The organism is Andreprevotia lacus DSM 23236, from assembly GCF_900176275.1.
GTDB lineage: Bacteria > Pseudomonadota > Gammaproteobacteria > Burkholderiales > Chitinibacteraceae > Andreprevotia > Andreprevotia lacus.
The window spans coordinates 150,876-167,220 of record NZ_FWXD01000007.1 but is presented as its reverse complement, the minus strand read 5'-3'; the positions used below and the strand labels follow the sequence as shown (position 1 = coordinate 167,220).

At 63.3% G+C, this 16,345-nt stretch carries 16 protein-coding genes and 1 pseudogene; 7 read left to right on the top strand and 10 right to left on the bottom strand.

Features of this window, described 5'->3' with window-relative positions; genetic code table 11:
• The first annotated feature begins 68 nt into the window (after positions 1-68).
• The 4 genes from phaC (at position 69) to B9A19_RS07780 (ending at position 6,067) form a co-directional block, all read left to right on the top strand.
• Entirely contained in the window at positions 69-1,787 is a 1,719-nt protein-coding gene (gene phaC, locus B9A19_RS07795) for a class I poly(R)-hydroxyalkanoic acid synthase (protein ID WP_084090220.1), read from the top strand.
• Between the two features lie 144 nt (positions 1,788-1,931).
• Positions 1,932-3,110 (top strand): acetyl-CoA C-acetyltransferase, encoded by a 1,179-nt coding sequence (locus B9A19_RS07790; protein ID WP_084090219.1) that lies wholly within the window; start codon positions 1,932-1,934, stop codon positions 3,108-3,110.
• Positions 3,111-3,237: 127 nt separating this feature from the next.
• Entirely contained in the window at positions 3,238-4,074 is an 837-nt protein-coding gene (locus B9A19_RS07785; protein WP_084090218.1) for a sulfurtransferase, read from the top strand.
• 244 nt (positions 4,075-4,318) lie between these two features.
• Positions 4,319-6,067 carry an MFS transporter gene (locus B9A19_RS07780; protein ID WP_084090217.1) on the top strand — a complete coding sequence of 583 codons (1,749 nt, stop codon included), beginning with the start codon at positions 4,319-4,321 and terminating at the stop codon, positions 6,065-6,067.
• Between the two features lie 16 nt (positions 6,068-6,083).
• Here the strand turns inward: B9A19_RS07780 and thpR are convergent, their stop codons facing one another.
• The 3 genes from thpR to phnF all read right to left on the bottom strand — a co-directional run bounded on the left by thpR (position 6,084) and on the right by phnF (position 8,189).
• The gene (thpR, locus tag B9A19_RS07775; protein ID WP_084090216.1) at positions 6,084-6,596 is read right to left on the bottom strand and encodes an RNA 2',3'-cyclic phosphodiesterase; all 513 of its coding nucleotides are present in this window, start codon (positions 6,594-6,596) and stop codon (positions 6,084-6,086) included.
• Positions 6,593-7,390, bottom strand: a complete 798-nt coding sequence (locus tag B9A19_RS07770; RefSeq protein ID WP_084090215.1) for an NUDIX hydrolase — start codon at positions 7,388-7,390, stop codon at positions 6,593-6,595. Before B9A19_RS07770 ends, thpR begins: the two co-directional genes overlap by 4 nt.
• 79 nt (positions 7,391-7,469) lie before the next feature.
• Positions 7,470-8,189, bottom strand: a complete 720-nt coding sequence (gene phnF / locus B9A19_RS07765) for a phosphonate metabolism transcriptional regulator PhnF (protein WP_084090214.1) — start codon at positions 8,187-8,189, stop codon at positions 7,470-7,472.
• A 165-nt stretch (positions 8,190-8,354) separates the two neighbouring features.
• Here phnF and B9A19_RS07760 point away from each other — a divergent pair, with 165 nt between their 5' ends.
• The 3 genes from B9A19_RS07760 to B9A19_RS07750 all read left to right on the top strand — a co-directional run bounded on the left by B9A19_RS07760 (position 8,355) and on the right by B9A19_RS07750 (position 11,181).
• Positions 8,355-9,086, top strand: coding sequence for a transporter substrate-binding domain-containing protein (locus tag B9A19_RS07760; RefSeq protein ID WP_139798723.1), 732 nt, complete (start codon positions 8,355-8,357; stop codon positions 9,084-9,086).
• An 83-nt stretch (positions 9,087-9,169) separates the two neighbouring features.
• Positions 9,170-10,690, top strand: coding sequence for a fumarate hydratase (locus B9A19_RS07755; protein ID WP_084090212.1), 1,521 nt, complete (start codon positions 9,170-9,172; stop codon positions 10,688-10,690).
• A 302-nt stretch (positions 10,691-10,992) separates the two neighbouring features.
• Positions 10,993-11,181 (top strand): hypothetical protein, encoded by a 189-nt coding sequence (locus B9A19_RS07750; protein WP_084090211.1) that lies wholly within the window; start codon positions 10,993-10,995, stop codon positions 11,179-11,181.
• Between the two features lie 71 nt (positions 11,182-11,252).
• Here the strand turns inward: B9A19_RS07750 and B9A19_RS07745 are convergent, their stop codons facing one another.
• The 7 genes and pseudogenes from B9A19_RS07745 to B9A19_RS23435 all read right to left on the bottom strand — a co-directional run.
• Positions 11,253-11,891, bottom strand: a complete 639-nt coding sequence (locus B9A19_RS07745; RefSeq protein ID WP_084090210.1) for a glycoside hydrolase family 25 protein — start codon at positions 11,889-11,891, stop codon at positions 11,253-11,255.
• Between the two features lie 35 nt (positions 11,892-11,926).
• On the bottom strand, positions 11,927-12,871 hold the full coding sequence (locus tag B9A19_RS07740; protein ID WP_084090209.1) for a patatin-like phospholipase family protein: 945 nt from the start codon (positions 12,869-12,871) through the stop codon (positions 11,927-11,929).
• Between the two features lie 112 nt (positions 12,872-12,983).
• On the bottom strand, positions 12,984-13,643 hold the full coding sequence (locus B9A19_RS07735) for a 4'-phosphopantetheinyl transferase family protein (protein ID WP_084090208.1): 660 nt from the start codon (positions 13,641-13,643) through the stop codon (positions 12,984-12,986).
• A gap of 85 nt (positions 13,644-13,728) precedes the next feature.
• Positions 13,729-14,502, bottom strand: a complete 774-nt coding sequence (locus B9A19_RS07730) for a MetQ/NlpA family ABC transporter substrate-binding protein (protein ID WP_084090207.1) — start codon at positions 14,500-14,502, stop codon at positions 13,729-13,731.
• Between the two features lie 126 nt (positions 14,503-14,628).
• Positions 14,629-15,294 carry a methionine ABC transporter permease gene (locus tag B9A19_RS07725; RefSeq protein WP_084090206.1) on the bottom strand — a complete coding sequence of 222 codons (666 nt, stop codon included), beginning with the start codon at positions 15,292-15,294 and terminating at the stop codon, positions 14,629-14,631.
• Positions 15,291-15,524 carry an NIL domain-containing protein gene (locus B9A19_RS23510; RefSeq protein WP_308418221.1) on the bottom strand — a complete coding sequence of 78 codons (234 nt, stop codon included), beginning with the start codon at positions 15,522-15,524 and terminating at the stop codon, positions 15,291-15,293. The genes B9A19_RS07725 and B9A19_RS23510 overlap by 4 nt, the downstream gene beginning before the upstream one ends.
• Positions 15,525-15,569: 45 nt before the next feature.
• Positions 15,570-16,301: pseudogene (locus B9A19_RS23435) on the bottom strand (methionine ABC transporter ATP-binding protein); the annotation flags it as partial.
• Positions 16,302-16,345 lie beyond the last annotated feature (44 nt).

The following is a 16,345-nucleotide window of genomic DNA, read 5'->3' as shown; positions in this document are numbered from 1 at the left end:
AGTGCAACAATTTCGGTGCATGATTGACATTTAACCTGCATGTACTCAAATCCGAATGGAGTTTTACGGTGTTGCCTTCGAACTCGCTTGACGTGCTTTTCCAGCATCTGAATGACGCCAACTCGCGCTGGTGGCAAAGCTGGAACCAGTCTGTTCCGCCGCTGGCCGCCGCGCCTGCCAACTTCCCGCTGGCGCATGGCTTGCCCGCCAACTGGCTGGAAACCCACGCCGATTATTATCGCCAGCACCTGGATCTGTGGCTGGGGCTGATTGGCGCCAAGCCGCTGGAAAACAAGGTCGAGCCGGAGAAGGGTGATCGCCGTTTCAACGCGCCGGAGTGGGAACAACCGCTTTACGCCTATCTGAAGCAAAGCTATCTGCTCAGCTCACGCTGGTTGATGGACCTGGTGGGGCAAACACAGGCTGATGAGCTGGCCAAGGAGAAGCTGGCCTACTTCACGCGCCAGTATCTGGATGCGATCAGCCCGGCCAACTTTGCCATCACCAATCCCGAAGTGCTCAAGCTCGCCATCGAGTCCAAGGGCGAGAGCCTGCAGGAAGGCATGAAGAAGATGCTGGAGGACGTGCAGCGCGGCAGCATCACCATGACCGACGAGAGCCTGTTCGAAGTCGGCAAGAACCTGGCAGTGACGCCGGGCGCGGTGGTGTTCGAGAACGATCTGTTCCAGCTGCTGCAGTACTCGCCCAGCACCGACAAGGTGTACGAAACCCCGCTGCTGATCGTGCCCCCGTGCGTGAACAAGTACTACATCATGGACCTGCAGCCGGATAACTCCATGGTGCGCTGGGTGGTGGAGCAGGGCCACACTACTTTCCTGGTGTCCTGGAAGTCCATCGAGGCCGAACAGGGCCACCTGCAGTGGGATGACTACGTCGAATCCGGCGTGATCAAGGCCGCCGAAGTGGTGCGCGATATCACCAAGCGCGAAAAAATGAACGTGCTGTCGTTCTGCATCGGCGGCGAGCTGGTGTCGACGTCGATCCCGGTCATGCAGGCGCGCGGGCTGGACTGGTTTGAATCGCTCACGCTGATGACCGTCATCATCGACCACACCGAGCCGGGCGACATCAAGCACTTCATCGACTGGAACATCGTGCGCCAGCGCGAAGCACAGATTGCCGCCAACCCGGATACCGGCGGCGTGGTATCGGGCAAGGAGCTGGCGCGCACCTTCGCCGCGCTGCGCGCCAATGACCTGATCTGGAACTACGTGGTCAACAACTACCTGAAGGGCAAGACACCGCCGCCGTTCGACCTCTTGTACTGGAACAACGACTCGGCCAACCTCGCGTTGCCCATGCACACGTTCTTCCTCAAGAACATGTATCTGGAGAACAACCTGATCAAGCCGGGCAGCTTCAGCCTGTGCGGGGTGCCCATCGACTTGCGCGACGTCACCTTGCCGACCTATGTATTTGCCGCGCGTGAAGACCATATCGTGCCGTGGCAATCGGCCTATGGCACCACGCGTCTGTTCAAGGGCCCGCTGCGCTTCGTGCTCGGTGCATCCGGCCACATCGCCGGCACCATCAATCCGGTGACCAGCAACAAGCGCAACTACTGGGTGAACGACAATCTGGCGGCCGAGCCGGAACAGTGGTTTGAAGGTGCCGAATCGCGTCCGGGCAGCTGGTGGCAGGACTGGGCACTGTGGCTGGCCCCGCAGGCCGGCAAGCAGGTTGCCGCCAAAAAAACGCTGGGCAGCACCAAGTACAAGGCCATTGAGCCGGCACCGGGCCGCTACGTAAGCGCCCGTCTGGGCTGATTGCCATGCCGTTCATCGGGCGCGGCAAACTGCTGCGCCCACTGTCGGCTCTCACACAGTAGTCGCAATACTGATTTGAATTTGCCGGCCGCCTCTTCTACAACGATTCGGCCAGCTCAACACCAGATAATAGGACTGAACACCATGACTGACATCGTAATCGTTGCCGCTCAACGCACCGCACTGGGCAATTTCGGCGGCAGCCTGGCCAAAGTGGCCGCCCCGGAGCTGGGCGCCATCGTGATCAAATCGCTGCTGGAAAAGAGCGGCGTATCGGCCGACCTCGTCAGCGAAGTCATTCTCGGCAACGTGCTGACCGCTGGCCTGGGCCAGAACCCGGCCCGCCAGGCGCTGCGCCGCGCCGGCCTGCCGGACAGCACCCCGGCTCTCACCATCAACCAGGTTTGCGGCTCTGGCCTGAAGGCCGTTGCACTCGGCCTGCAAGCCATTCTGTCGGGCGAGAGCGACATCGTCATCGCCGGCGGCCAGGAAAACATGAGCGCCACCCCGCACATCCTGCCGGGCTCGCGCGACGGTTTCCGCATGGGCAACACGCAACTGATCGACACCATGGTCTACGACGGCCTGACCGACGTATACAACAGCTACCACATGGGCGTGACCGCCGAGAACATCGCCAAGAAGTACGGCATCAGCCGTACCGAGCAAGACGAACTGGCACTGTCCAGCCAGCAAAAGGCTGCCGCTGCACAAGCTGCCGGCCGCTTTGCCGATGAAATCGTGCCGGTGACCATTCCGCAAAAGAAGGGCGACCCGGTGGTGTTCAAGGATGACGAGTTCATCAAGACCAACGCCACCATGGAAGGCCTGGCCAAGCTGCGCCCGGCCTTCGACAAGGAAGGTACCGTGACCGCCGGCAACGCGTCGGGCATCAACGACGGCGCCGCTGCCGTGCTGCTGATGACGCGTGAACGCGCCGACGCTCTGGGCCTCAAGCCGCTGGCCACCATCCGTGCAGCTGCTTCGGCTGGTGTTGATCCGAGCATCATGGGCATGGGCCCGGTGCCGGCGACCCAGCGCGTACTGGCCCGCACCGGCTGGAGCCTCGACCAGATCGACCTGATCGAAGCCAACGAAGCATTCGCCGCACAGGCGCTGGGCGTGGCCCGCGAGCTGAAGTGGGACTGGAACCGCGTCAACGTGAACGGCGGCGCGATTGCGCTGGGCCACCCGATCGGCGCTTCCGGCGCGCGCGTGCTGGTCACCCTGCTGCACGAAATGCAACGCCGCGATGCCAAGAAGGGCCTGGCTACGCTGTGCATCGGCGGTGGCATGGGCGTGGCGCTGGCCGTAGAGCGCTAAGCGGAGTTTGGCGGTGGCGGGAATTGCCCCGCCTGCCTGCTTGCTCTAACCTTGCAACGCCCTCCGCTGGAGGGCGTTGTTGCCTCTGCCTTCCATCTGTCTTGCCCCTTGTCCCGAGGATGTTGCGATGTTGCCTTTGATTTCCACCAGCGAGCTGCTGGCGCAACTGGATGACCCCAAGCTGGTCATCGTCGATTGCCGTCACGATCTGGCCAACCCCGAGGCCGGCCGCAACGCCTATGCCGAGGCACATATCGCCGGGGCGCGCTTTGCGCACCTCGATCTGGACTTGTCCGGCGCCAAGACCGGCAGCAATGGTCGCCACCCGCTGCCGGATGCGGATGTGCTGGCGCACTGGCTGGGGCAGCAGGGCATCAGCAATGACAGCCGCGTGGTGGCCTACGATGCATCAGGCGGCATGTTTGCCGCGCGCTTGTGGTGGCTGTTGCAATGGCTGGGGCACGATGCGGTGCAGGTGCTCGACGGCGGCTGGGCCGCATGGCAGGCCGCAGGCGACGCGATCGATGCCGCCAGTGTCGAGCCGCAGAGCACCACGTTTGAGCCGGCGCTGCGCAATGAGATCAAGGTGGACATGGCGCAGGTGCGCGCCAATCTGGACGACGCGCAGTTTCTGCTGGTGGATGCACGCAGCCCGGATCGCTACGCCGGCCGGGGTGAAACGCTGGACCCGGTGGGTGGGCATATCCCCGGCGCGGGCAATCGCTTCTTCCAGCACAACCTGGCAGCCGATGGTCGCTTCAAGCCGGCCGAAGCGTTGCGCAACGAATGGCAAGCGGTGCTGGGCGATGTACCGCACACGGCCATCGTGCACCAGTGTGGTTCGGGCGTGACGGCCTGCCACAACCTGCTGGCGCTGGCCGTGGCCGGCCTGCCGGGCGGGCGGCTTTACCCTGGCTCGTGGAGCGAGTGGTGCGCGCACGCGGAGAATCCGGTGGCCGTTTAGCGCCGCCGGCAAACCCCGGTGCAACGGTGCTGGCAAGACGCGCGAAACGCAGACAGTACACGCCGTACGGCAAGTGAGCGCAACGCAGCCAGCAGGGTTTTGCTGGTGGCGCTGCAATACCCATGACATTGTTGTGCTTAAACCACTATCACTCTGTTGCAGTTGATCTTTATCACCCGCAGGGCAACGATGACCGGCGCGCCCCGACATGGGGCGGCTGTGCGCAAAGTTGGGGAGACGGATCATGTGGTCGGCAACAAGCAGTCTTTCCGGGGATGAGCGCAAGGTCATCCTCGCTGCATCACTCGGCACCGTGTTCGAGTGGTATGACTTTTATCTGTACGGCGCGCTGGCCGCCATCATCAGCCGGCAGTTCTTTGCCGGCGTGAACGAAACCACTGGTTTCATTTTTGCGCTGCTGGCGTTTGCAGCCGGCTTTGCGGTGCGGCCGCTGGGCGCCATCGTATTCGGCCGGCTGGGCGACCTGATCGGCCGCAAGCATACTTTCCTCGCCACCATTCTGGTGATGGGGCTATCGACCGCTGCGGTCGGTTTCCTGCCCACCTATGCACAAGTCGGCGTGTTCGCCCCGGTGCTGCTGATCGCCCTGCGTTTGCTGCAGGGGCTGGCGCTGGGCGGGGAATACGGCGGCGCGGTGGTCTACGTGGCCGAGCATGCGCCCAATGACCAGCGCGGCCGCTATACAGGCTGGATACAGACGACAGCCACCTTTGGCCTGTTTTTGTCGCTGCTGGTGATCCTCGCGTGCCGCTCGTTGATTGGCGATGGCTTTGACGAGTGGGGCTGGCGCGTGCCTTTCCTGCTGTCGTTCATTCTGCTGGGTGTGTCGCTGTATATCCGCATGCACCTGCAGGAATCGCCGGTATTCCAGCGCATCAAGCAGGAGGGGCGGCAATCGCGCGCACCGCTGACTGAGGCGTTTGGCAACCGGCGCAACCTCAAGCGCGCCTTCATCGTGTTGTTCGGCTCCATCGCCGGGCTGGCGGCCATCTGGTACACCAGCCAGTTTTACGCCCTGCTGTTCCTCAAGCAGACTTTGCGCGTCGATCCACAAACGGCCGATTTGCTGATGGCCGCAGCGCTGCTGATCGGTACGCCATGCTTTGTGGTGTTCGGCCACCTGTCCGACCGCATCGGCCGCAAGCCGGTCATTCTGGCCGGCCTGCTGTTGGCAGCGGTGTGCTATCTGCCCATTTTCAAGGCGCTGACCCATTACGCCAATCCGGCCATTGCCCAGGCGGAGCGCAACAGCCCGGTGCTGGTGGTGGCCGATCCGGCGACCTGCCATTTCCTGTTCGACCCGATCGGCACCGCGCGTTTCGATTCTGCCTGCGACATTGCCAAATCGGCGCTGGCATTGCGTGGCATCCCCTACGGCAATGATGTTGCCGTAGCGGGTACGCCCACGCAGGTGGTGATCGGTGCTCAGGTGATTGCCAGCTTCGACGGCGCCGGGTTGAAAGGGGCCGAGCTGCAGTCGCGCATCGCCGTATTCCAGCAGGCGCTGGAGGCCGGGCTCGAAAAAGCCGCCTATCCGGCACAGGCCGACCCGGCTGCCGTCAACAAGCCCATGGTGCTGCTGTTGCTGACGGTGCTGGTGGTACTGGCCAGCATGACCTACGGGCCACTGGCTGCACAGCTGGCCGAGCTGTTTCCGCCACGCATCCGCTATACCTCGATGTCGCTGCCGTATCACCTGGGCTATGGCTGGTTTGGCGGCTTTCTGGCACCGGTGGCGTTTGCCATGGTTGCGCGCAATGGCGGCCTGTATGCCGGGCTGTGGTATCCGCTGCTGGTGATCGGCACGACCTTGCTGCTGGGGGCCGCCTTGTTGCCCGAAACCAATGGCAGCGACATTGCCGCAAACGATCCGGATGACGAACCCGCTAGCAGGCCGGCTGGTGCATCGGCCGAAGTGGCTGCAGTGCCCCAGCCGGCCGTGGCGCTCCAGCCCGCGCTTGAGCAATCCTGAGCGCGGCCTGCCGGCGTCAGGCGGTCAATGAACGCTGATAGAGTGGCCGGTACTGCACGCCATCCGGGCTGGATTCGGACACGTAAAGTGCCAGCTCGCTCACCGGCCAGTGGATTGCCTGCAGCAAGGCCGCCCGGATCGGCTGGCCCTTGCGCAGCAGCGTAACGTGTGGCGCAAAGGGCTGCGGGTCATAGACGATGCCAGCGGCATCCAGTGCCATGCGCAGTGCCTCGGCCAGTTGCAATAGCGCAGCGTGCGGCTGCTGGCTGCCCAGCCAGACGATCTGGCCGCGCTTGAAATCGCCCAGCACATCCAGCGTGATCTCGAAGGCTGCTGTCGGCAGCGCTGCGAGCAACTGGCGCAGCTGCTGCACCATTTGCACATTGCCCTCCCCAAGGAACGCCAAGGTCAGGTGCAGATTGGCGGTGGTCGATGGCTTGCCACCCATGCTGGCATGCATTTCGTCGCGTACGCTGGCCACCGCGTGCGCAACGCCGGCGGGCAGGGGCAGGCCGACGAACAACCTCATGCACCAGCCTGCCGCAGCAGGAAGCGCGCGGTAACCAGGCCCGCATCCCAGGTGAACTCGGGCAGCAGTGGGGCCGCATCACTGGCCGGCAGCGCGCTGAAGCCGGCGACTTCGCCATCGGTATTGTGCGGGGTGAAGTCGTCGGGCAGCAGCAGGTCGAAACAGTAAATGATCTCGTCGTGCGTGCCGTCGGCTTCGTTACGTGTAGTGCGCAGCGCCTCGATTTCGACGGCCTGGCAAGCGAGCTCGGCCGGCACGCCGGCTTCTTCCCACAATTCACGGATTACGCAGCCAAGCACGGTTTCGCCGGTCGGCAGGCCGCCGGCAGCGAGATTGTCGCGTTTGTTCGGGTCTATGCTCTTGGTCGCAGCGCGGCGGCCCAGCCACAGCCTGCCATCGGCGGTGTAGCCATTGATATGCACCGCCCGGCTGCACAGGCCGAAGCGGCGGAAGGCGGCGCGCTCCAGCTCGAACAAGGGGTGCTGCAAATCCAGCCCGCCTGCGCCATCTGCTGCGTAACAGGTATAGCGCTCATTGCGCCAGCCACGGATCAGCCCCGCCAACTGCATGGCTTCGGCGGTGGCTTGCAACAGGGCGGAGCGCTCGTGCTGCGCTAGCTCGTGGGCCAGATGCAGCGCCTGGTCCTGCAGGGCAAAGCGCGGGTCATGCGCCAGCAGGTAGTCGACCGTGGTCGCTTCCAGCCAGCCCACTGGCAGGCCGGCAACGACAAAGCACGTCAATCCGGCCGTGGAGAAAACGGGCTGGCTGGCCAGATAGGCAGTGATGGCATCCATGCTGCCATTCTAAGCGGGCCATGCCCGCGCGGAACAGCCCGGCATGCGGGCTGCTCATCATTCGGGCAAGGTGGCGGGCTTACTGCTCCGGCTCGATGAACAGCTGGATCGCATCGCCGGCAAAGCGGGTGATGCCGTATTCGATGGGCACGCCATCGGCATCGGCATACACGCTTTCCACGTACAGGATGGGCTGCGTCTTGGGCTGTGCCAGTTGCTGTGCCACTTCGGGCTTGGGCAGGCGTGCGGTGACGCGTGACAGCTTGCGGCGGCATTCGACGATGCCGAACTCGCGCAGGGTCAGCACCGTTGAGCCGCTTTCGGCATAAGGCTCGGCAAAGCCGGCAAAGCGCGGCAGCGGAAAATACTGCGTACACACGCCCACCACGCGCTCGTCCACCAGATCAAGCGATTCCACCTTGAGCACGCGGCTGTGCGCCGGCAGCTCAAGCAGGCTGCTGATGTTCTCGCGTGCAATCACCTCGTCGTGACCAAGCACGCGGCTGCCACCGGTCAGCCGCTGGGTTTGCAGGCTGTGCGTAAAGCGGCTTTTGTGGCCAAGGCGGTAATCGATCAGGTCTTCCTGCACGAAAGTGCCGCGCCCCTGCTCGATACGCACCAGCCCGCGCCCTTCCAGCGCCTGCACGGCACGGCGGATGGTGTGGCGGTTTACGCCAAAGCGGCCCGCCAGCTCGATCTCGTTGGGCAGACGCTCGCGCAAGGTTTTGGCCGCGATATCGGCAGCAAGCGTTTCTTCGATCTGGCGCCACAGTGAAACGCCCGAACCCCGTTCGACCATATCATCAACCTTGGAATGGATGTAAGCACGTATGATAACCGGATGATGTTTCATCTAGATGATTGTGGGCAGTCCGCCAGTCAGCGGCTGTGCTTGTCAGCATCGGGCCGGCTGCTACGATGAGCAGCAGCACCCCGCGTGCCGTCGGGGTGGAGGGGCGCCATCATGCACGGGTTCGGTTTCGCTGTGATTATGCTGCTGACACTGGCTTGCTGTCGCGCCGAAACGCTGCGCCTGTGCCTGGATGACCAGGAAGGCGCAGATGGCGAGGCCGGCTTGCAGCAAGACCCGAATCTGGCGGTCATGCAGGCGCTGGCGCGTGAAACCGGCATACAGATGGAGTTTCACCGGCGTGCCTGGTTGCGTTGCCAGATGGAATTGCGTGCCAATATGTGGGACGGCGCCGTGGCAGCCAGTTATGCGCCGGACCGGCTCGAGTTCGCAGTCTACCCCATGGCGCACGGCCAGGCCGACCCGGTGCGGCGCCTCGGCGTGCACAGCTACAGCCTGTATCGCTTGCGCGGCAGCAGCGTGGGCTGGGACGGCAAGCGCTTTACCGGCATCAATGGTCTGGTCGGCGTGCAGTTCGGGTACTCGGTGACTGTGCCAATGCAGGAGGCCGGCCTGCGACTGGACGACAGTACCCGCTCCATAACCCAGTTGATGCAAAAGCTGCTGAACGAACGGGTGGAAGCCATCGCGCTGATCACCTGGGACGGTGACCGCATGCTGGATTTGCACCCCGAGTGGGCCGCCAGGGTAGAACGCGTCGATCCACCCGTGATGCTCAAGCCGGATTACCTGATTTTCTCGCGCGGCTTCTACAGCAAAAAGCGCGCGCTGGCCGAAAAGCTCTGGAGCACGCTGCCGGCCGTGCGTGATGCACTGGGGCAGTGAACAGTTGATGACGTGCGGTGAGGGATAGTTGCCGTGGCGAGGTATAATCGCCGCTTTCGTTCGCTGCTATTCCGGAGCACAGCATGACCGTCATTCGCCAGGACGATCTGATCGACAGCATCGCCGACGCCCTGCAGTACATCAGCTATTACCACCCCAAGGACTATATCCAGGCACTGGGCAAGGCTTATGAAGCCGAGGAAAGCCCGGCCGCCAAGGATGCCATTGCGCAAATCCTGACCAACAGCCGCATGTGCGCAGAGGGCCATCGCCCCATCTGCCAGGACACCGGCATCGTCACCTGTTTTGTGCGCGTCGGCATGAATGTGCAGTGGGCCGGCGCGACGATGAGCGTGACCGACATGATCAACGAAGGCGTGCGCCGTGCTTACCTGCACCCGGACAACAAGCTGCGCGCCTCCATCCTGCAAGACCCGGCCGGTGGCCGCAAGAACACCAAGGACAACACCCCGGCGGTGATCCACTACGAAGTGGTACCGGGCGACACCATCGACATCGACATCGCAGCCAAGGGCGGCGGTTCTGAGAACAAATCCAAGTTCGTCATGCTCAACCCGTCCGACAGCATCGTTGATTGGGTGCTCAAGACCGTACCGCTGATGGGCGCGGGCTGGTGCCCGCCTGGCATGCTGGGCATCGGCATTGGTGGTACCGCTGAAAAGGCCATGCTGATGGCCAAGGAAGCGCTGATGGAAGAGATCGACATCCATGAGCTGATAGCACGCGGCCCGCAGAATCGCGCCGAAGAACTGCGCATCGAGCTGTATGAGAAGGTGAATGCACTCGGTATCGGTGCGCAGGGCCTGGGTGGCCTTGCCACCGTGCTGGATGTGAAGATCAAGGATTATCCGACCCATGCAGCCTCGCTGCCGGTTGCCATGATCCCCAACTGCGCCGCTACCCGCCACGTGCACTTCACGCTGGATGGCTCGGGCCCGGCGCAACTGGAAGCGCCCAAGCTGGAAGACTGGCCGGATGTGACCTGGACGCCGTCTGCTGCCGCTACCCGCGTCGATCTGAACAACGTCACCCGCGAAGAAGTCGCCTCGTGGAAGCCGGGCCAGACCCTGCTCTTGAACGGCAAGATGCTGACCGGCCGCGATGCCGCGCACAAGCGCATGGTGGAGATGCTCAACAAGGGCGAGAAGCTGCCGGTGGACTTCACCAACCGCTTCATCTACTACGTTGGCCCGGTAGACCCGGTGCGCGACGAAGTCGTCGGCCCGGCCGGCCCGACCACCGCGACCCGCATGGACAAGTTCACCGAGCAGGTACTGGCGCAGACCGGCTTGCTGGGCATGATCGGCAAGGCCGAGCGTGGCCCGACTGCGCTGGAAGCGATCAAGAAGCACCAGTCGGTGTACCTGATGGCGGTGGGCGGCGCAGCCTACCTCGTTTCCAAGGCCATCAAGGGCAGCCGCGTGGTCGGCTTCGAAGACCTGGGCATGGAAGCGATCTACGAGTTCGACGTGGTCGATATGCCGGTGACTGTGGCCGTGGACCACACCGGTACCTCGGTGCACGCCATTGCGCCGAAGGAATGGCAGGCCAAGATCGGCAAGATTCCGGTCAGCACGCTCTGATCCTTGTTGAAAAAGCCGCCTTCGGGCGGCTTTTTCATGCCCTGCGTGATACCACTGGCATCGGGCGCGTGTCAGGGATAGCCCGTACAAAACGACTTGTCATGAGCGTGTCGCGTGGCCGCAACGTGGCGGTTTGCGCAAGCCCAGTACCGATGCGGCTTGCATGGCGGTAAGGCAGCCGATTGGCGGGGCAATACCATTTTCGCTATCACTTGTAACCCGGCGGGCGCATACTCGTTGTGTTGCCTAGTTGCATCGCAACGCACTGTCCAGTCCACCTCAGCGTCAAGGAAAGTTGAACCATGAGTGAGTCTGTAACGCCGGGCATTCTGCAGCTCCAGAGCGTCATCCAGGAGCTGTCCAAGCCCCCGCAGCGCGGCATTACCAAAGAGGCCGTCGCGCGTGCCAACCGCGTGGTGACCGAGCGCCGCCGCAAACTGGAAGAATTCATCGAGTCGCGCCAGCACGGGGAGGAAGACGTACTCGCATGAATGACTGGGCAGTCCGCCGCCCGCAAAACCGGCCCGAGGGCCGGTTTTTTCATGCCTGTCGTTTGCCGTGATCAGCTGGCCGGACCTTGCCAGAGTGCTGCCAGCTGCGCGGCGCTGCCGTTGAACTGATCGCGGTCGCAGCCGCCCGTGACGCCGCCCACCGTCCTGGGCTCATCACCGTTCACGCCATCGGTGTATTGCCATAGCGTCCAGTCCTGCCACAGTGGTGGGATTTGCGGGCTGGCCGCGTATTCGGCCACCCATAGCCAGCATTTGGACAGCACCGTTTGCGCCGGGCTGGTGATGCCGGCCCCGGCCAGCGCCTGCTTGAGGAAGCTGGCGCCGGAATACAGCCCCGGATAGCGGCCGGTGGCGCTGTAGACCTGCTGCACGAACTGCTCGGCCTCGGCCACGCTCATGGTCTGGCCTTGCGTGTTGGCTTCGAAATCGAGCACCAGCAGCGGCGTTTTGCCGGCTACAGACAGGAAATGGCTGGCCTGTGCCGCGGCATCACCACCCTCGCCAAAGTGATACGCGCCCAGCAGCAGGCCGGCGACCTGGATTTGCGTACTGTTGCCGGCAAACGCGGGGTCGGTGTAGCCAGTGCCTTGGGTGGCCTTGTGGATCACCCCAAGCACGCCAGCGCCCTTGATGGCGGCAAAGCTGCTGATGGTATTGTGGTGTGACAGGTCAATGACGGCATTGAGCATGGCAATCTTCCGTGGGGCAGGGTGGGGCTGGCCGACTACCAGCTGCTGATGAGCTGCAGGGCGTGCGTGATGTCCGCGCCTTCGCCCGCGCGCAGCAATGCGGGTATGGCATTGACGTCATCGAGCTTCACGTCGCCCTGCAAGGGGGCGGATACACGCTGGTAACGTGCATCGCCCAGCAACTGGCGCACCTGGAAATCGGCCACTTCGTTCACGCCATCGGTCAACACGCTCACCAGCTTGGGCGCCCATTCCAGCACACCCCATTGCTCGGACCCATCAATGCACGTGTCGCTGTAGCCGGTGCCCAGTGAAAGCATATGCACCGTATCAAACGGGATGGGCGTTTGCAGCCGGCTGTCCTGCGTTTGTGCCAGTGCGCACATGCTGGGGTTGTTGGCGTACACCCCACCGTCGATATAGCCGCGATGCGCGCCGAAATAGGTGGGGGCGGCCGAGGTATACATCGCCACTTCATGCGCGACGGCCTCTGCATCGTTATCGCCCTTGGCCACCGGCAGGTTGTGGAATATCTTGGGCCGCCAGCGGTGCACCTTTTTGCTGCCCTCGGCATTGAAGCTGGCCACCACCACATGGCCCTTGTGGCCGCCGTCGCGCAGAAAGTGGCCCAGCGTCGCATCGCCCAGCATCTCGTGACTGAGGTGGCCGCGATGGTGGCTGGCATATTTGGGGCCAATCAGCCCGCCCAGTGTGACGATTTCATGCCACAGGCTGCGCGCAAAGATATAGCCACCCTTGTTGACGTAGATATCAAGCAGCGCGTCCGGCGTCATGCCCTTCGCCAAACCCAGTGCAATCAGTGCACCGGTGGAGGTGCCGGCAAACATGTTGATGCCGTCGCGCCAGCCGGGCCGGGCAGCGTCCAGGCGTTTGAGCACCACCAGCGGAATGATGCCGCGCAGCCCGCCACCATCAAGCGAGAGGATGCGGTAGGGCGCAGTGGTGTCGGTGCTGCTCATGACAACTCCTGTAGTGCTCGGGAATGAATGCCGATGCACTATAGGATGTTGTCATATTGCTTGCCAAATGCGCACGTCAGGCTGACGTATAAATACCCGTGGTGCTTGCCAGCTAGAGCGAGCCAAGCGACGTCAGCCGTGCATGGATGGGAAAAGGTGCAACGATGGCCAGCTGCAATTGCCCAGCCATGCCATCGCGCAGGACACTTTGGGTCAGCAATTGCGCGTATTTGCTTGCCGCTTGCCCATCCGCAGTCAGTACGGCGGGTGCGCCAACCACGCTGCTGCGCAGCCCCGCCTTGTAGCCGGCCTCGCGCAATGTCCAGCCGGCAAGGAACAGCTTTTGTGCCATTGTTTTATTGGCTGCATGGCAGACCAGGGCGGCGTCCAAGGGATCGAAGGCGCGCTTGGCAAGTGCGTGTACATCGCGTGTGCGCGCCAGCTCGAGATCGATGCCGATGCGGCCTTGCCGGCACACCACCGCCGCCAGCCACGGCCCGCTGTGCGACAGATTGCCGAACAGCGGCTCATCCAGCGCAAAGTGGGGATACCCCGCATCGCCCTCGATCACCTGCCCTGCACTGATTGCGCTGCCCAGCACGCGACTGGCGGCCAGCGCCAGCAGGCGCCGGCCCAGCACCAGTTGCTGCCGGCGCGCGGCCGAGGGGTTATCGCCCAGCCGAGCTAGCGTGGATGCGGACAGACCGTGTTCATCCAGCGCCTCGGCGCTGGCATCGCGGCTGTCCAGCAACAGGATGTCGAGTTCAATCATGTGGCGATTATCGCCGATGTGTGCCTGCCGAACATGAAAAAACCCGGCCGGAGCCGGGTTTGTGTACGCATCTGATCTGCAATGATCAGAATGCCGGCACCACGGCGCCGTTGTACTTGGTCTCGATGAACTGCTTGGTTTCCGGGCTGTTCAGTGCAGCGGCCAGCTTCTTGATGGCGGCGCTGTCCTTGTTGTCCGGGCGGGCCACCAGGATGTTGACGTACGGCGACTGCTTGCCTTCGATGGCCAGCGCGTCCTTGCTCGGGTTGAGCTTGGCTTCCAGCGCGTAGTTGGTGTTGATCAGCGCCAGATCAACCTGGTTGAGGATACGCGGCAGGGTGGCGGCTTCCAGTTCCTTGAACTTCAGCTTCTTCGGGTTCTGCGCGATGTCCTTCGGTGTGGCCAGGATGTTCTTCTTGTCCTTGAGCGTGATCACGCCGGCCTTGTCCAGCAGCAGCAGCGCGCGGCCGCCGTTGGTGGCGTCGTTCGGGATGGCGACGGTGCCACCGGCCGGCAGGTCAGCCAGCTTCTTGAACTTGGTCGAATAGGCGCCGAACGGCTCGACATGCACGCCGGCCACGGTCACCAGATTGGTGCCCTTGCCCTTGTTGAACTCATCCAGATACGGCTTGTGCTGGAAGAAGTTGGCATCCAGCTTCTTTTCGGCCACTTGCACGTTGGGCTGCACATAGTCGGTGAACACCTTGATGTCGAGGTCCACGCCTTGCTTGGCCAGGGTCGGCTTCACGAATTCGAGGATTTCCGCGTGCGGTACGGCGGTGGCGCCAATGCTGAGCTTGTCGGCGGCGTGGGCCGAAAAGGCGAGGGCAGCGGCGAGTACGGCGAGGGTTTTTTTCATGGTTTTGTTCCTTGTGGGAGAGTGGGCTGGCCGGCGCCGGGTGGGGCTCCAGCCGTGAAATCAGGACCTGCGAGACTGCAGATCAACAGGGCAGCAGGGCGCGGGGTGGTCGGTACATGCGTGCCCTCAGCGGCGTGAGAAGTGGATCACCAGCTTGTCGCCGATGGTTTGCAGGATTTGCACCAGAATCAGCAACAGCAGCACGGTTACCACCATCACGTCGGTCTGGAAGCGCTGATAACCAAAGCGGATGGCCAGATCGCCCAACCCGCCGCCGCCGATCACGCCAGACATGGCCGCGTACGACACCAGCGTGATCGCCGTGACGGTGCCGCCAGCCAGAATGCCCGGCAGCGCCTCAGGCAGCAGCGCACGCAGCACGATCTGCGTGGTGGTGGCGCCCATGGCCTGCGTGGCTTCGATGATGCCGCGATCCACCTCGCGCAAGGCGGTTTCCACCAGCCGGGCAAAGAACGGCGTGGCGCCGACCACCAGTGGCGGAATTGCACCTGCCACGCCCAGCGAGGTGCCGGCAATGAAGACGGTGAACGGGATCATCACGATCAGCAAGATCACGAACGGTACCGAGCGCAGGATGTTCACCACGAAGGACAGCAGGCCGTATACCACCGGTTGCGCCAGCAACTGCCGCTTGCTGGTGAGGAACAACAACACGCCCAGCGGCAGGCCCAGCAGTAGCGTGAACAGCAGCGAGCCACCCAGCATCAGCAGGGTATCCAGCCCGGCCTGGCCGATGTCGCTCCAGTCTATGTTGGCAAACAGGGCGTTCATGCGCGCACCTCTTCAATGCTGAGACCGCGCGCGGCTAATTGTTGCAGAGCGGCATTCACGTCGCCACCGGTAAAGGCCACCGTGAGTTGGCCATAGGGCGTGTCCTTGATGCGGTCGATACGGCCGGCAAGGATGCTGAAATCGACGCCGGCATCACGTGCCACCGCGCCCAGCAGCGGCTGGTAGGTGGCATCGCCGGTAAAGGTCAGCCGTACGATGCGGCCCGGCACGTGGGCGTAGTCATCCACCTGCTCGCCTTCGTCGACGCTTTCTGCCTCCAGCACAAAGCGGCGCGTGGTGGGGTGCTGCGGGTGCAGGAAGACCTCGGCCACCGGGCCGATCTCGGCCACCTGGCCGGCATCGAGTACCGCCACACGGTCGGCAATACGCCGCACCACGTCCATTTCGTGCGTGATCAGCACGATGGTGAGCTTGAGCTCGCGGTTCAGATCGGCCAGCAGTTGCAGCACGGCCTGGGTGGTTTGCGGATCGAGCGCGCTGGTGGCTTCGTCGCACAGCAGAATCTGCGGTTCGGTGGCCAGTGCACGGGCAATGCCGACGCGTTGCTTCTGCCCGCCAGAGAGCTGCGCCGGGTATTTGTCGGCATGCTCGGTCAGGCCGACGCGCGCCAGCAGTGCAGCCACGCGTGCCTTGATCTGCGCTTTGCCGTGCTCGCCAGCCAGCGCCAGCGGAAAGGCGACGTTCTGCGCCACGGTCTTGCTGGAGAGCAGATTGAAGTGCTGGAAGATCATGCCGATGCGCTGGCGCTGTGCGCGCAGGCCGGCGGCATCCAGCGCGGTGATGTCGGTGCCGTTGATGATGACCTGGCCGGCGCTCGGGCGCTCCAGCAGGTTGATCAGGCGCACCAGCGTCGATTTGCCGGCGCCGGAATGGCCGATGATGCCGAAGATTTCCCCGGCACCAATCTGGAAGTCGATGCCGTTCAGTGCCGGTACATCATGCCCGGCCACACGGTAGGATTTATGGATTTGCTTGAATTCGATCAATGCGCAGCCTTTTGGGTGCCTGAGAGCCCGTCACGACCAGCCCC

Coding starts and splice junctions, on each gene's coding strand:
- B9A19_RS07790 (WP_084090219.1), top strand. CDS start 1,932: ATGACTGACATCGTAATCGTTGCCGCTCAACGCACCGCACTGGGCAAT.
- B9A19_RS07785 (WP_084090218.1), top strand. CDS start 3,238: ATGTTGCCTTTGATTTCCACCAGCGAGCTGCTGGCGCAACTGGATGAC.
- B9A19_RS07780 (WP_084090217.1), top strand. CDS start 4,319: ATGTGGTCGGCAACAAGCAGTCTTTCCGGGGATGAGCGCAAGGTCATC.
- thpR (WP_084090216.1), bottom strand. CDS start 6,596: ATGAGGTTGTTCGTCGGCCTGCCCCTGCCCGCCGGCGTTGCGCACGCG.
- B9A19_RS07770 (WP_084090215.1), bottom strand. CDS start 7,390: ATGGATGCCATCACTGCCTATCTGGCCAGCCAGCCCGTTTTCTCCACG.
- phnF (WP_084090214.1), bottom strand. CDS start 8,189: ATGGTCGAACGGGGTTCGGGCGTTTCACTGTGGCGCCAGATCGAAGAA.
- B9A19_RS07760 (WP_139798723.1), top strand. CDS start 8,355: ATGCACGGGTTCGGTTTCGCTGTGATTATGCTGCTGACACTGGCTTGC.
- B9A19_RS07755 (WP_084090212.1), top strand. CDS start 9,170: ATGACCGTCATTCGCCAGGACGATCTGATCGACAGCATCGCCGACGCC.
- B9A19_RS07750 (WP_084090211.1), top strand. CDS start 10,993: ATGAGTGAGTCTGTAACGCCGGGCATTCTGCAGCTCCAGAGCGTCATC.
- B9A19_RS07745 (WP_084090210.1), bottom strand. CDS start 11,891: ATGCTCAATGCCGTCATTGACCTGTCACACCACAATACCATCAGCAGC.
- B9A19_RS07740 (WP_084090209.1), bottom strand. CDS start 12,871: ATGAGCAGCACCGACACCACTGCGCCCTACCGCATCCTCTCGCTTGAT.
- B9A19_RS07735 (WP_084090208.1), bottom strand. CDS start 13,643: ATGATTGAACTCGACATCCTGTTGCTGGACAGCCGCGATGCCAGCGCC.
- B9A19_RS07730 (WP_084090207.1), bottom strand. CDS start 14,502: ATGAAAAAAACCCTCGCCGTACTCGCCGCTGCCCTCGCCTTTTCGGCC.
- B9A19_RS07725 (WP_084090206.1), bottom strand. CDS start 15,294: ATGAACGCCCTGTTTGCCAACATAGACTGGAGCGACATCGGCCAGGCC.